This is a genomic window from Archangium violaceum (genome assembly GCF_016859125.1).
GTDB classification, from domain to species: Bacteria; Myxococcota; Myxococcia; order Myxococcales; family Myxococcaceae; genus Archangium; species Archangium violaceum_A.
Map to the genome: position 1 here is coordinate 1,825,562 of NZ_CP069338.1, position 13,706 is coordinate 1,839,267.

13 protein-coding genes are annotated in these 13,706 nt (G+C 70.1%); 5 read left to right on the forward strand and 8 right to left on the reverse strand.

What is annotated here, in order from left to right:
• Window positions 1-7 precede the first annotated feature (7 nt).
• Both JQX13_RS07690 and JQX13_RS07695 read right to left on the reverse strand, forming a co-directional pair.
• The gene (locus JQX13_RS07690) at window positions 8-1,510 is read right to left on the reverse strand and encodes an ATP-binding protein (RefSeq protein WP_203408398.1); all 1,503 of its coding nucleotides are present in this window, start codon (window positions 1,508-1,510) and stop codon (window positions 8-10) included.
• A complete protein-coding gene (locus JQX13_RS07695) occupies window positions 1,507-2,211 on the reverse strand; it encodes a GTP-binding protein (protein ID WP_203408399.1) in 705 nt (234 codons plus the stop codon). The genes JQX13_RS07690 and JQX13_RS07695 overlap by 4 nt, the downstream gene beginning before the upstream one ends.
• Window positions 2,212-2,500: 289 nt before the next feature.
• On the opposite strand from JQX13_RS07695, the gene JQX13_RS07700 reads away from it, so the two are divergent.
• The 3 genes from JQX13_RS07700 (at window position 2,501) to JQX13_RS07710 (ending at window position 6,145) form a co-directional block, all read left to right on the forward strand.
• Window positions 2,501-3,037, forward strand: a complete 537-nt coding sequence (locus JQX13_RS07700; protein ID WP_203408400.1) for a GNAT family N-acetyltransferase — start codon at window positions 2,501-2,503, stop codon at window positions 3,035-3,037.
• Between the two features lie 262 nt (window positions 3,038-3,299).
• Window positions 3,300-5,018, forward strand: a complete 1,719-nt coding sequence (locus JQX13_RS07705; RefSeq protein ID WP_203408401.1) for a type IV pilus twitching motility protein PilT — start codon at window positions 3,300-3,302, stop codon at window positions 5,016-5,018.
• 2 nt (window positions 5,019-5,020) lie between these two features.
• The gene (locus JQX13_RS07710) at window positions 5,021-6,145 is read left to right on the forward strand and encodes a type IV pilus twitching motility protein PilT (protein ID WP_203408402.1); all 1,125 of its coding nucleotides are present in this window, start codon (window positions 5,021-5,023) and stop codon (window positions 6,143-6,145) included.
• A 30-nt stretch (window positions 6,146-6,175) separates the two neighbouring features.
• On the opposite strand, the gene JQX13_RS07715 is transcribed toward JQX13_RS07710, so the two are convergent.
• Together JQX13_RS07715 and JQX13_RS07720 are read right to left on the reverse strand one after the other, a co-directional pair.
• Entirely contained in the window at window positions 6,176-6,397 is a 222-nt protein-coding gene (locus JQX13_RS07715) for a hypothetical protein (protein ID WP_203408403.1), read from the reverse strand.
• Window positions 6,398-6,541: 144 nt separating this feature from the next.
• A complete protein-coding gene (locus JQX13_RS07720) occupies window positions 6,542-8,530 on the reverse strand; it encodes an ATP-dependent DNA helicase (RefSeq protein WP_203411917.1) in 1,989 nt (662 codons plus the stop codon).
• A 240-nt stretch (window positions 8,531-8,770) separates the two neighbouring features.
• Here JQX13_RS07720 and JQX13_RS07725 point away from each other — a divergent pair, with 240 nt between their 5' ends.
• Entirely contained in the window at window positions 8,771-9,193 is a 423-nt protein-coding gene (locus JQX13_RS07725) for a hypothetical protein (protein WP_203408404.1), read from the forward strand.
• A gap of 9 nt (window positions 9,194-9,202) precedes the next feature.
• Here JQX13_RS07725 and JQX13_RS07730 read toward each other — a convergent pair whose 3' ends face one another.
• From JQX13_RS07730 to JQX13_RS55295, 4 genes are read right to left on the reverse strand one after another with little or no spacing between them, the layout of a single operon-like run.
• Window positions 9,203-9,757: a response regulator transcription factor gene (locus JQX13_RS07730; RefSeq protein ID WP_203408405.1), complete on the reverse strand. Its 555-nt coding sequence runs from the start codon at window positions 9,755-9,757 to the stop codon at window positions 9,203-9,205.
• Window positions 9,754-11,088 (reverse strand): ATP-binding protein, encoded by a 1,335-nt coding sequence (locus JQX13_RS07735; protein ID WP_203408406.1) that lies wholly within the window; start codon window positions 11,086-11,088, stop codon window positions 9,754-9,756. Before JQX13_RS07735 ends, JQX13_RS07730 begins: the two co-directional genes overlap by 4 nt.
• Before the next feature lie 3 nt (window positions 11,089-11,091).
• Complete coding sequence (locus tag JQX13_RS07740) at window positions 11,092-12,126, reverse strand: hypothetical protein (RefSeq protein ID WP_203408407.1); 1,035 nt, start codon at window positions 12,124-12,126, stop codon at window positions 11,092-11,094.
• Complete coding sequence (locus JQX13_RS55295) at window positions 12,123-13,103, reverse strand: site-2 protease family protein (protein WP_203408408.1); 981 nt, start codon at window positions 13,101-13,103, stop codon at window positions 12,123-12,125. Before JQX13_RS55295 ends, JQX13_RS07740 begins: the two co-directional genes overlap by 4 nt.
• Before the next feature lie 208 nt (window positions 13,104-13,311).
• Here JQX13_RS55295 and JQX13_RS07750 point away from each other — a divergent pair, with 208 nt between their 5' ends.
• Window positions 13,312-13,662 (forward strand): hypothetical protein, encoded by a 351-nt coding sequence (locus tag JQX13_RS07750; protein WP_203408409.1) that lies wholly within the window; start codon window positions 13,312-13,314, stop codon window positions 13,660-13,662.
• Window positions 13,663-13,706: the final 44 nt, after the last annotated feature.

A 13,706-nucleotide genomic window follows, 5' to 3' on the forward strand; every position in this document is an offset into this window, starting at 1 on the left:
GGTGGACTCAGAAACGATCGGGATCCGGGTCCATGTCGATGGGCGGGGGGATGAACGCCGGCCCCTGACCCGACTGTGGCGGCTCCTTGGGCAGCACCACCCGGAAGCACGAGCCGCGGCCCAACTCGCTGCGCACCGCCACCTGGCCGCCGTGGCCCTCCACGTAGCTCTTCACGATGGCCAGCCCCAGCCCCGCGCCCCCGTACTCGCGCGTGGGGCTGTCATCCACCTGATAGAAGCTCTGGAAGATGCGCTCGCGCTGGTCCTCCGGGATACCCACCCCGGTGTCCTCCACCTCGATGCGGTAGCCCGCCACGCCCAGCTCCACCTGCGAGCCCAGCTCCGACAGCCGCACCTCCACCTGCCCGCCCGCCGGCGTGAACTTCACCGCGTTGGCCAGCAGGTTCACCACCACCTGCCGCAGCTTCTCCCGGTCCGCCACCACCCTCGGCTGCACCACCGCGGGCAGCTGGACATTCACCGTCAGCCCCTTGCGCTGCGCCTGGGGTGACACGCTGGTGAGCGCGCTCTCCACCACCTCCTGCACGTCCACCCACTCGAAGGCGAGCCGCACCTTGCCCGCCTCGATCTGACTCATGTCCAGGATGGAGGAGATGAGCTTCAGCAGCGTATTGCCCTTGTCGATGATGGTGCGCACGAACTGCGTCTGCTCCGGATTGAGCGAGCCCACCAGCCCCTCGCACAACATCTCCGAGTATCCGATGATGGAGGCCAGCGGCGTGCGCAGCTCGTGGCTCACCGTGCCCAGGAAGCTGGACTTCATGCGGTCGGCCTCCTTCAACCGCTGGTTGAGCCGCAGCAGCTGGGCGTTCTGCGACTCCAGCTCGCGCTGCGTCTCCAGCATCGCCTCGAGGTGCAGCTGCCCCGCCAGGTAGGACTTCTGCCCGGCCGCCAGCAGCGCCGCCATCACCTGGCCGAAGTGGGCCAGCATCTTCATCATCTTGGAGTCGGGCACGCGCCGCACGTGCGCCACCAGCTCGTGCGCCCGCCCCAGCTCCAGCCCCCGCACCTCGCCCAGCATGGAGGACAGGTCGCCCAGCGCCTCGGGAGCGAAGGGCCCGAAGACGACGCGCCCCAGCACGTCCCCCTCCCACAGCACCGGCATCACCACATAGCGCAGTCCGCTGAAGCAGGGCTGCGTCAGCAGCTCGCCTCCCAGGGGGCTCGACCCGGGCAGCACCTGCGCGCCCTGCGTGGGCGTCAGCGGCCCCTCGCTCAGCCGCGTCAGCAGGGCGGAACAGAGGGCCCGCCCGTCGCCACTCGCGTTGACGAAGCCACAGAAGTCCCCGTTGCTCCCCTTCGCGTCCGCCAGCGTCCGGCCCCGCTCGTCCAGTACCCGGATGCCCACCCGGTACAGCTCGCCGAGGCTGTCCACCACGTCCCCGAAGGTGACCGGGTCCAACAGGTCCACCAGCGACAACTTGCGCTGGAGCACCGAGCCGGCGTGCTCCGGTCCGCTCCCCGCGGCGCCCGCTTTGTCGGCGCTCATCGCGATTGCCCCCCGGACGGCGGGTACATGGACTCCAGGGCAGTGCCCTTCAGATCCATCTGCTGGAAGATGTGCGTGAGGAATTCCTTCTCCGTCAGACCGATGTTGCGCGCCAGCCGCATGCGCTCATCCAGGTTGCGCCACGCCCCCACCAGGAGCTCGTGCAGCGTCTCCATCACGCCCTCGCCGCGCAGCGCCACCGCGCCCACCACCGGCTCCCCGCCCCGCTTGCGCGCCTGCTCCAGCTCCTCGTCCGTCTGCGCGTCCGGCAGGTCGCGCTTGTTGAACTGGATGACCACCGGCACCTGAGAGGCGTCCAGACCGTTCTCCCGCATGTTGGCCCGGAGCTTGCGCCAGTAGGCGTTGTTCTCCCCGGCGGCGCCGCGGCGGCTGTCGGCGATGAAGGCCACCGCGTCCGCGTTCTGCAGCACCACGCGGCGCGTGGCGTCGTGAACGACCTGCCCGGGCACCGTGAACAGCTTGAGCTTCACCTTGAAGCCCGTGCTGCTGGTGAAGAACACCGGGAGCAGATCGAAGAAGAGGGTGCGATCCTCGTGCGTCTCCACGCTGAGCAACCGGCCACGTGCCTCGGGCCGGGCCCGAGCGTGGATACACCGCAGGTTGGTCGTCTTCCCACTCAGCCCAGGGCCGTAGTAGACGATCTTCAGAGTGAGTTCGCGCTGGGCGTGGTTGAGTTGCACGTGCGGAGCTCAGGCTGCCGAGAGGGAGGGGGAAGGTTCGGCCAACCCGCTCCAGGCGGACGGTTTTTTATAGTGAAAGGTGTTCAGCATTGAAAGCCGCCCCCCGCGTTATCCATGTAGGACCCCCCGGATGGCACGGAAGCGGGCGGCCTTGGAATGCCGGATTGGCGTGCGCAGTTTGGAAAAGTCCGGCTCCCTTCCACCCGTGAGGGGAAATGTGCGCCGCACCCAGAGCGTGCATGGGCACCGGTGAAGCGGTTAGGATCGTAGCGTAATGGAGGAAGAAGGCATGACGATGAAGCGGGTGGACCCGGGCGTGGAGGTGGGCGCGATCCCTGTGCCGGACATGGCCAACCTGCCCAACGACCTGGCGCCGGCGGTGAAGTTTTCCGCCCCGACCGATGAGGACATGGCGTCCGTGGCCGCCCTGCGCGCCAACTCGGAGCCCTGGAAGAGCCGGGGTGAGACGTTGGAGGACAGCTTGAAGGCCCTGACGGCGCTGAGGCCGTACATCCACGTGGCCAAGGTGCAGAACCAGCTGGTGGGCTACGTCACCGTGGAGCGGGATGGCCCGGTGCCGGGCGCGGCCTACATGCGCAACATCGTCGTCAAGCCGGAGCTGCGTCGCCGCGGCGTCGGGATGGCGGTGCTCAACCAGGCCCTCCAGGTCGCGCGGGACATGTTCCGCAAGACGATCGCCCTGCGAGTGGACCCGGCGAACGCGCCCGCGGTGAGCTTCTACCGCAACGCGGGCTTCACCACCGTGGCCACGGTGGTGTCCAAGAAGTCCGGCAAGCTGCGCCTGTTGATGTCGCGCGAGCTGTGACCGAGCCCTGGATGGGAGGAGCGGTCATGTCCTCCAGGGCTGTTCCCTCCCACTCCTGAATCCGCCCGGCCGCATCCCTCCTCGAGGGGTCGCGCCGGGCGGAGCCTTTTGTGGGCCGCCACCCCGCCCGCCCTCCGGCCCGACGCACCGGGGTGGGCCTCGGGGGTCATCCGGTTTCCGGAATTCGTGACAAATCCCGGCTATGCTGCGCCCGCTCTCCCGGTGAAGGGTATCCCCGGGAAGGAAGAAGGGTGCGCAGGGCATGAGAAGCATCGCGGAGTTGCTGCGCCACCTGACTCGCCCGGGTGTGCTGGAGCTCGCATTGATCAGCGGGCGCCCACCCATGGTGAAGACGGGCGGCGGCTTCGAGTCTGTGGACAACGTTCCCCTCACGGTGGAGGGGCTGCAGGCCACACTGCAGGGGCTGGTGGGCGAGTCCCGCGCCTCCAGCGTCTGCGACAAGCCCAACCAGTGGGCGCTGCGCGTCGAGGGAGTCGGCCCCATCATCGTCGGAGCCCTGCGCCGCGGAGACGTGCTCAACGTGCGCGTCGTGCGTAACGAGCTCCAGGCGGCCGCTCCCACCGCTCGCGCCCCCGCGCCAACCGCTCCCCGCCCCGGCCCGTCCGCCGCTCCTCCGGCCACGCCCGCGGCCTCGCGTCCGGCACCCCCACCGGGTGCCACCCCGCCCAGGAGCGCCAGGACCGGGATGCAGATCCTCCCCGCGGAGCGGAACACGCCCGAGCCGCCACCCGCGCCCGAGCCTCCGCCTCCCGCCGAGCCCGCCCCCGAGGCGCCCCAGGGGCCCCGCATCGTCGTGCGGCCGGAGTCCGCGAGCGACCTGATGATGCTGTTGGAGGACGCGCGCGGCGTGGGTGCGAGCGACCTGCACGTCATCGCCGGCCGCCCTCCCCTCTTCCGCATCGTCGGCGAGCTGCTGCCCCACGGCGAGCCGATCCCTCCCGAGACGGTGGAGACGATGCTGCTGCCCCACGTGCCCGCGCGGCTGCGGCCCGTGCTCGACCGCGAGGGGAGCTGTGACTTCTCACTCGACCTGCGCCAGGCGGGCCGCTTCCGCGTCAACATCTCCCGCCAGCGCACCGGCTACAAGGGCTGCTTCCGCCTCATCCCCCGCGAGATTCCCACCCTCGAGTCGCTCGGCCTGCCGGCGGACATCGCCAAGGCCACCCACCACCATCAGGGTCTCATCGTCGTGACCGGCCCCTCCGGCCACGGCAAGACGAGCACGCTCGCGGCCATCGTGGACATCATCAACCGCGAGACGACGCACCACGTGCTCACGGTGGAGGATCCGGTGGAGTACCTGCACCCGCGCAAGAAGGCGCTGCTGAGCCAGCGCGAGGTGGGCACGCACACCAAGACCTTCGCCACCGCCCTCAAGGGCAGCCTGCGCGAGGACCCGGACGTCATCCTGGTGGGCGAGCTGCGTGACACCGAGACGGTCCGCATGGCGCTGGCCGCCAGTGAGACGGGCCACCTGCTCATCTCCACGATGAACACGCCCAGCGCGGCGAAGACGATCGACCGGCTCATCGACCTCTTCCCGCCAGGAGACCAGGCCCAGGTGCGCATGACGCTCGCCAGCAGCCTGCGCCTCATCGTCAGCCAGCGGCTGCTGCCGAGCGCGGACCGCCAGCACCTGGTGGCCGCCGCCGAGCTGCTCCCGGGCTCGGTGGCCCTGGGCAACCTCATCCGCGACAACAAGACGTACCAGATTCCCTCCCTGCAGCAGCGTGGCAAGTCGCTCGGCATCGTGCGCTTCGACGACTCGCTCGCCGACCTGGTGCGCGCCGGGAAGACGACGCTGGAGATAGCGAAGGACTACGCCGAGAGCCCCGATGAGCTGGAGGCCATGGTGACGGGCAAGCGGCCCGGCGCGCCTCCCGAGCCCCCCTCCTCGCCCGACGGCGCCAAGCAGCTGCTGTCCAAGGTGGGCAATCTCCTCAACCGCAAGAGCGCCTGACCATGAGCTCCGCCCCGCGCATCGCCGCCCTCTTCGACAAGCTCCTCGAGCACAAGGGGAGCGACCTGCACCTGAGCATCGGCCATCCGCCCCTGGGCCGCATCCGCGGGGAGCTCACCCCGCTGCGCGAGGCCCTCCTCACCCAGCCCGAGATGGAGGCGATGCTCTTCGAGCTCACCTCCCCCGAGCAGAAGCGGCACATCACCGAGGAGCTCGACCTCGACTTCGCCTACAGCTACGGCACCCGGGCGCGCTTCCGCGCCAACTACTTCTACAAGACGACGGGACTGGCGGCCGTCTTCCGCACCATTCCCTCCAAGGTGCTGTCCCTGGCGGAGCTCAACGCCCCGGAGGTGGTGCGCAAGCTCGCCGAGCGCCGCAGCGGACTGGTGCTCGTCACCGGACCCACCGGCAGCGGCAAGTCCACCACGCTGGCGGGGATGATCCACCACATCAACCACACCCGCTCGGCGCACATCCTCACCATCGAGGATCCGGTGGAGTTCGTGCACGAGTCGGTGAAGTCCCAGGTGACGCACCGCGAGGTGGGCATCCACGCCTCCAACTTCGCCACCGCCATCCGCTCGGCGGGCCGCGAGGACCCCAACGTCATCCTCATCGGAGAGCTGCGCACCAACGAGACGATGAAGCTGGCACTGCAGCTGGCCAGCTTCGGCGTGCTGGTGATGGCCACGGTGCACACCAACAGCGCACCGGCCACCATCGACCGCATCATCAACTCCTTCCCCGCCGAGGAGCAGCCCCAGGTGCGCGGCATGCTCGCCGAGGGCCTCGTGGGCATCGTCGCCCAGCAGCTCATCCGCACCGCGGACGGCAAGGGACGAGTGGCCGCGCTGGAGATCCTCATCGGCACGAGCGCCATCGCGGCGATGATCCGCGAGGGGAAGGTGTTCCAGATCGCGAGCAAGATGCAGGCGAGCCAGAACCTGGGCATGCAGACGCTGGACATGCACCTGGAGAGGCTGGTGGCCGCGAACACCATCACCCCCGAGGCCGCCCTGGAGAAGGCACAGGACAAGGAGGCCTTCGCCAAGGTGCTCCAGCGCCTCAAGCCGGAGTTCCAGGCGCCCGAGTTCGACACCGGGGAGACGGGCGGCGGGCACTGAGCCCCACGCGAACACGTGAGGGGCTGGGAGTCACGCTCCCGACGTGACGTCCGAGACACTGGTGGCCGTCAGGGCCCGATCGAACCACTGGTCAAGAAGTGCCGGGTCCCTGCACGCCAGGATGAGCTCGCGCGTGTTGTCGTCCATGCGAACGCCACGCGCGATGAGAATCCGAAGCACACTCTCCGCACGCCCTTCGAGGATGCCCTTCTGGCGGCCCTGTTCGATGAGCTCCTCACCTACGGTCATCATCAGTTCCTCCATTCGCTGCGCACCTGCCACGGAACGTAGCACTTCCCGTTCGCCGTCCAGCGCGGCGTACCAACGAGGCCTCGCGACGGACCCGCTGACAAGGCCCCGTCCGCTCCGGCACACCTCGTCCCGAGCGGGAGACGCTCAGTACTCGATGTCGTCCTCGGACGTGCCGTTGAACCAGGCGCTCAGCGCGCCGAGCTGGTCGATACGCCGCGCCGGCGGAAGGCTCGTGAGGAAGGCGCGCCCGTAGTTCTTGGTGACGATGCGCCTGTCCAGCATCGCCACGATGCCCCGGTCCGCCCTCGTCCGGATGAGCCGGCCGAAGCCCTGCCTCAGCGCCAGCGCCGCCTGCGGAAGCTGGTAGCCCCCGAAGGCCTCCTCGCCCCGAGCCTCGAGCTGGCGGATGCGCGCCGCCACCACCGGATCCCCCGGCGAGGCGAACGGCAGCCGATCGATGATCACCAGGCTCAGCGCGTCCCCCGGCACGTCCACGCCCTCCCAGAAGCTGTGCGCCGCGAAGAGCACGCTGGGTTGCTCGCGGAAGGCCTCCAGCAGCTGCTGCTTGGGCCGCTCCCCCTGCAACAACACCTGGTAGGGCAGCCGGTTGCGCGCGAGCCCGTGCGCCCGCTCCATGTTGCGCAACGAGGTGAAGAGCACGAAGGCCCGGCCTCCCGTCACCTCGCACAGCCGGATGATCTCCTCCGACGCCGCCTCGATGAAGCCAGGGGCCGCCGGGTCCGGCAGGTGCGTGGGCAGGTACAGCGCCGACTGGTGCTCGAAGTCGAAGGGGCTGGGCACCGAGACCGTGCGCACGCTCGCCACCGGCACCCCGTCCTCGTCATACAGCCCCATGCGCCGCGCGAAGAAGTCGAAGCGGCCCTCCGCCGCCAGCGTCGCCGAGGTGAACACCACCGTGTCCACTCCTCCGTAGAGGCGCTCCTGCAGCTCCCGGGCAATCTCGATGGGGCTCGCGCGCAGGAAGACGCCCCGCCCCCGCGCCTCCGCCCAGTACACGTGGTCGTTCGACTCCACCTTCTCCAGGAAGGACAGGTCCGCCACCAGCTCCGCGCACCGGCGCGTGAGCAACGTCAGCTCCGGCTCCCGCTCCGTCGTGGTGAAGGCCGACAGCGCCGAGAGCGACTCCTTCACCTGCTCGAGCGAGTTCGACAGCAGCGCCAGCCGCTCGGGCTTGAGCGCCACCGCGCCCTCGTTCTCGTGCAGCCCCAGCACCCGCGGCGCCTGAGAGAAGAGCACCTCCGAATGCGTCCGCAGCCGCACCACCAGCGAGGAGAGCATCCCGAAGCGCGAGTCCTCCGTCGACAGCGCGCCCAGCGCGTCGCGCACCAGCTCCTCCAGCCGGAAGCTCGACACCGAGTGACCGAAGTGGCTCCCCGCCGCGTCCTCCAGCGCGTGCGCCTCGTCGAAGATGACCGCGTCGTACTGCGGCAGCACCCCCTCGCCCCGCTGGCCCCGGCCCCTCAGCGCCAGGTCCGCGAAGAAGAGGTGGTGGTTCACCACCAGCAGGTCCGCCGACTCCGCCGCCCTCCTCACCCGCGTCACGAAGCAGTTCTCGTACAGCGGGCACTTCGAGCCCAGGCACGTGTCCGACGTCGTCGACAGCCGGCCCCACGCACTGAAGGACTCGGGCAGCTCCAGCTCGCTCCGGTCCCCCGTCTCCGTCCGGCTCGCCCACGTCTTCAGGTGCTTCCAGTACCGGCCCTCCTCCCGCGTGGCGAACTGGGGATCCTTGCTGAACGACTCGTAGCGGTGCAGGCACAGGTAGTTGCTGCGCCCCTTGAGGTACGCCGCCTCGAAGGACAGGCCCATGCGCTCGCGCAGCAACGGCAGATCCTTGAAGAAGATCTGCTCCTGGAGCGTCTTCGTCGCCGTGGACACCACCACCCGCCGGCCCGACAGCAGCGCCGGCACCAGGTAGGCCAGCGTCTTGCCCGTGCCCGTCCCCGCCTCGGCCAGCAGGTAGCCACGCTCGTTGAAGGCCTTCTCCACCGAGCGCGCCATCTGCAGCTGCTCCGGACGGTACTCGTAGGCCTCCAACGCGTTCTGGAGCGCGCCACCGGGGCCGAGCAACGTGTCGACGGAGAGCCGGAGCGAGGGAGCGGGCAGGGACATGGAGGGAGGAGGGGCGGGACGGAGGGGGACGGACACGGGAGGATAACAGCGCGACGCTCGCTCGTCGGGTTTTGTGTCGGAGTGGCCCGGGTGCTCGCCTGAGGGGCTGGAGACGGCCCACCCATCCGTCGGGGCGCCGGGTAGAGGACAGATACGAATTTCGCCCTTCACCCGGCCCTTGTTCGGGTGCACTCGGGGCGCTCGGGAATTAAACTCCTCGTCAAGGAGGGGAGGACGCACTTGGGTCGCCGGCTGCTACATGCGAGCGAACACATCGACATCCACCATGAGGAGTCCGAGGGGTGGCTCTACGTGGACTGGAAGGGCTACCAGTCCGTGGACATGGTGAAGTCCGGCTGCGAGGAGATCCTCCGCCACCTCGCGGCCCTGCGGCTCTCCAAGGTGCTCAACGACAACACCCATGTCTCGGGAATCTGGGTGGGGGCCGCGTACTGGTTGGCCACCTACTGGTTTCCCCGGATGCGCGAGGCCGGGCTCCGCCACTTCGCGTGGGTGCTCTCTCCCTCACGGCTCAGCCAGGTCTCCACGACCACCACCCTGGAGCACGCGGAGCCGAACACGGCCGTGTTGTTCGACGACCTCGCCTCCGCCGTGCACTGGCTTCGGAACGCGGACTCGACGGAGACGAAGGGCCTGCCGTAGGCAGGGGCGCTACTGCGCGGGCGGGTACTTCTGCAGCTTGCGCTGGAGCGAGCGCCGGTGCAGGCCCAGCCGCCTCGCCGCCTCGGAGATGTTGCCGCCACAGTCCGCGAGCACCCGCTGGATGTGCTCCCACTCCGCGCGCGCCAGCGAGGGAGGCTGGAAGTCCTCCGTCACCTGCGTGGGCTCGCCCGGCCCGCGCGAGAAGGCGAGCACCAGGTCGTCCACGTCCGCGGGCTTGGGCAGGTAGTTGAAGGCGCCCAGCTTCACCGCCTCCACCGCGGTGGCGATGCTGCCGTAGCCCGTGAGGACGATGACGCGGGTGGACGCGTCCAGCGCGTGCAGGGCCCGCACCAGCTCCAACCCGCTGCGCCCGGGCATCCTCAAGTCCACCACCGCCAGCTCGGGGGACTCCCTCGTGGCCAGGGCGAGCGCCTCGTCGTAGGAGCCGGCGGTGCTCACCTCGAAGCCCCGCTCGCGGAAGGCCCGCGCCAGGCGCTCGCGGAACACCGCCTCGTCGTCTACCAGCAACAGGGTGGGTGCATGGCCGGGCGTCGGGCTCGTCATGGGGCTAGCTGCACCCGGGACGGCTCCGGAGGCAACGCGGCGGATTGTCGCAGCCCCCCCGCGGGCCACGTCAGCACCACCGTCGTCCCCTGGCCCGGCGTGGAGCGGAGCACCAGCCGGCCCCCGAGTTGGTCCAGCACCGCGCGCGTGAGGAAGAGCCCCAGCCCCATGCCCTCCCCCGGAGCCTTCGTGGTGAAGAAGGGCTCTCCCGCCCGCGCGAGCACCTCCGCCGGCATGCCCGCCCCCGAGTCCTCCACCGTGAGCCGCCACGTCTCCGGCTCGCGCGCCAGCGCCAGCCGCACCCGTGCATCGGGCGCCGACGCCTGCAGGGCGTTCTTCACCACCCCTCGGATGGCGCGGGCGAACGCGTGCGCGGGGATGAGCTCCCGCTCCTCCCGGGCCCGGGCCTCCACCTCGGCGCTCACCCGCTCGCGGCCCGGCAGCCCCTCCAGCGCCTCCTCCACCAGCGCCGCCGGCGCGAGCGTCACCATGGACTCGCCCCGGCTCGCCCCGGCATCCGAGGCCATCTGCGCGAGGATGTCCCGGCAGCGCGCCACCTGCTCGCGGATGAGCTGCACGTCCTCGAGCGAGGAGGCCTCCGCCCCGGTGCGCACCAGGTGCCGCTCCAGCTCCCGGGCCACCACGGCGATGGTGGACAGCGGCGTGGACAGCTCGTGCGCGGCGCCCGCGGCCAGCGTCGCCAGCGCCGTCAGCTTCTCGTGGCGCGCCGAGGCCGCCCGGGCCGCCACCAGCTCCGCCTCGCGCGCGGCCAGCGCCCTCGTCACCCGCTGCACGAAATAGACGATGAAGCCCGCCGCCATCGCGAAGGCCGCCCACATCCCCTCGAGGTGCATCCGCACGTCATGGATGTGGTGCTGCGGATGGTGCGTGGACGACAGCTCGCCGCCCCGGGTGGGAAACCACAGGTGGTCCACGAAGAGCGCGCCGAAGCAGGAGATGGCCAGCACCGCCAGCGCCCACGTCCACCCCGCGCCCAGCACCACCGCCGCGAGCGCGATGTGCACCACGTACAACGCACTGAAGGGGTTGAAGGGACCGCCGCTCAGGTCCAGCAGGATGGTGAGCACCACCACGTCCAGCGCCATCACCGACCACAGCAGCCCCTCGCGGATGGGGCGCTCGCGCCGGGCCCACAGTCCCAGGGCGACATTGCTCGCCGCCGCCACGGCGATGGTGGCGAACAGGGGCCCCAGCCGCTGCGGCATGCCCAGCCCGAAGTGCACGCCCAGGATGAGCGTCACCTGCCCGATGATGGCACCCCACCGCAGGCGCAGCAGCCACGAGAGGTTGATGGCGTGGGCGTCGCGCACCGGCTACGGACCACCACTCATCAACATGCGGCGCACCTGGGCGCCCATGAACACGGCCATCACCACCAGGATGAAGAACAGCACGCCCAGCCCCGCCATCCTCATCTTCGCGCGCTTGTCCGGCGGCGCCGTGGGCATGAAGGCCGAGCCAGCCGAGGCCAGCCGCAGCACCTCCTCGCGCCCCCGCTTCGCCATGGCGTCCTCCGGGTGGCGGGCCAGCCGGATGCGATAGAGCCGTCCCAACCCGGCCAGCTCGCCCCGCTCCGAGGCCAGCGCGAGCACCTTGTCGTGGGCGCCCCTGCTCTCCCACAACTCCACCACGCCCAACCACGTGGAGGAGAGCACCGGAGAGGGGCGGAACTCGTCGACCCGGAAGCGCGCGTACTCGAGCCCGCAGAAGGGACACACCGCCGCGCCGTCCTTGCGCGGCCCGATGCACTTGGGGCAGTAGCCCGCCGGAGGCATGAAGGGGTCCTCCGGCGACGACGGCGACGAGGCCGCGGCCGGAGCGGATGACGCCGGGGCGTCCGGCACCACGCGCAGCTGGGTGCTCGAGGGCTTCGCCGCGGACGCTTCCGGGGCGGCCTGCGTGGGTGCGGAGTCACGCGACTTCATGTCCGAGAGCCGCAGCACCATCAGGTTCGACGCCGCCGCGGCCTCCGACATCGCGAGCTTGGGCGGCGCGGCCTTCGCCGCCGCGGGCTCCGGGGGTGGCGTCTTCGCCGGCCCGGACTCCTTCGCCTTCTTGCGACGCGCCTCCTGGGCCTCCGCCTCGATGGCCGCCAGCACCGACGCCGGCACCGCGACGCGCCGGGTGGGCTCGTTCTCGATGGGATCGGGCTCCACCTCGCTCTGGCCCAACATGATCAGCGGCCCCCCCGCCGACGACTTGGACGCCGGCGCGGGCTCCTCGTCCTGATCGGGCCCGCAGCGCATCTCCACCTTGCAGCGCGAGCACTTGACCACGAGCAGACCGAACTCCAACCGGTATGACGCCGGTGGAACGAGCCGCTCGCAAGCCTCACAGAAGTACTTCACCAGATCACCATTCGGATGGGGACGGGCATGGCACACCCCGCCAGGGCGAGGAAGCATACCGCGCAGACCAGCTTCCGCCCGAGTCCCAATGGCTCGGCTGGCTGGGTCACCTCCGGGTGACCGAAGCCCACCAGCTTCGTGGCCACCAGGAGCCAGACGACCCAGGAGATGGTGTAGAAGAGGGTGAGGAAAAGCAGCACCAGGGCCATGGCCTTGCCTACCCACCGGGCATGCCTGCCCCACAGGGCGAAGGCCAGGTGCCCGCCGTCGAACTGGCCCACCGGCATGAGGTTGAGCAGCGTCACCAGCAGGCCGAACCAGCCGGCAATCACCACCGGGTGCTCCTGGATGTCCTTGCCGGCCGGCAGGGGCCCCAGCACCAGCCACTTCAGGCCCCGCATCAGCAGGCTGTCACTGAAGACGATGGCCTGATGGCCGAAGAATGGCAGCTCCGGCGGGGGAGGCGCCAGGGAGAGCTTCACCTGGGCCCACTGGAGGAGGCCCCCCCCCAGCCGCCAGAGGGAGGTGTCGCCCGGGAAGGAGGCCTGGACCGGGGGAGCGTCGATGAGGGGCGAGTGCGCCAGACCCCACATCAGCAGGGGGATGGCCACCACCAGTCCCGCCAGGGGCCCCGCCGCCCCGATGTCCACCAGGGCGTTGCGCGTGGGGATGCGGCTGCGGATGCGGATGACGGCGCCCAGCGTGCCCACCCCCAGGTAGGGCAGCGGGATGAAGTACGGCAGGGACGCGTCCACCCCGTGAAGGCGCGCCAACACGTAGTGTCCCATCTCGTGCGAGCCGAGGATGGCGAGCAGCGCGGCGCTGAAGGTCAGCGCGTTGGCGAGGCGCTCGCCATCCGGCAGGGGGCCCATGGGGAAGGCCTTGTCGAAGGTGAACGAGGTCGTCCCGACGGTCAGCACGAAGAGCAGCAGGTGCAGCCAGGGGCGGTTGGCGATGCGGACGGGGGCGCTCTCCATGTGACTCGTGGGAGTAGTCACGCCCCGCTCGCATTTCAACGCGGGGCGGCTCCGGGTGGACAACTCCCGGTACCCACAAGATCCATTGCTTGACTTGACAGGTGCCTTTGCTACGACACGCCCGGCAACTAGAGGTCCAAGAGACCCGCCGGGCGCCCGGTCATCCACCGGAACAGCGGCTCGAGCGTTCAATGGGAGGGAACCACAGATGAAGAAGGCCATTATTTCGGCGTTCCTGGCGAGCAGCCTCGTGGCGTGCACCAGCGTGGAGACGGCCGTCGTCTCCGGCAACGAGGTCGCCTCCGCGGTTGGCGAGCCCATCGCCGTGGTGCAGGGCACCGCGCTCGGCTTCACCGCCATCTTCCACGTCATCGACCTGGTGCAGAGCGACCTGGACACCGTGGTGAACAAGCTCCTGGTGGCCGAGGCCAAGGCCATGGGCGGCAACAGGGTGCAGCTGCTGACCGCCAACACCACGCCCCGTCACGGCATCTTCGCCCTCCCGGGCCTCATCCTCGGCTTCCCCATGTCGCAGGCCACCGGCGTGGCGGTGAAGTAGTCAACCCCCACCGTTTGCCCGTAGTGTTCGAAGGCCCCCTGGTG

Excerpts from the sequence above, each read along its gene's own strand:
- JQX13_RS07705 (WP_203408401.1), top strand. The coding sequence starts at position 3,300 with ATGAGAAGCATCGCGGAGTTGCTGCGCCACCTGACTCGCCCGGGTGTG.
- JQX13_RS07710 (WP_203408402.1), top strand. The coding sequence starts at position 5,021 with ATGAGCTCCGCCCCGCGCATCGCCGCCCTCTTCGACAAGCTCCTCGAG.
- JQX13_RS55295 (WP_203408408.1), bottom strand. The coding sequence starts at position 13,103 with ATGGAGAGCGCCCCCGTCCGCATCGCCAACCGCCCCTGGCTGCACCTG.
- JQX13_RS07690 (WP_203408398.1), bottom strand. The coding sequence starts at position 1,510 with ATGAGCGCCGACAAAGCGGGCGCCGCGGGGAGCGGACCGGAGCACGCC.
- JQX13_RS07720 (WP_203411917.1), bottom strand. The coding sequence starts at position 8,530 with ATGTCCCTGCCCGCTCCCTCGCTCCGGCTCTCCGTCGACACGTTGCTC.
- JQX13_RS07715 (WP_203408403.1), bottom strand. The coding sequence starts at position 6,397 with ATGATGACCGTAGGTGAGGAGCTCATCGAACAGGGCCGCCAGAAGGGC.
- JQX13_RS07750 (WP_203408409.1), top strand. The coding sequence starts at position 13,312 with ATGAAGAAGGCCATTATTTCGGCGTTCCTGGCGAGCAGCCTCGTGGCG.
- JQX13_RS07700 (WP_203408400.1), top strand. The coding sequence starts at position 2,501 with ATGACGATGAAGCGGGTGGACCCGGGCGTGGAGGTGGGCGCGATCCCT.
- JQX13_RS07730 (WP_203408405.1), bottom strand. The coding sequence starts at position 9,757 with ATGACGAGCCCGACGCCCGGCCATGCACCCACCCTGTTGCTGGTAGAC.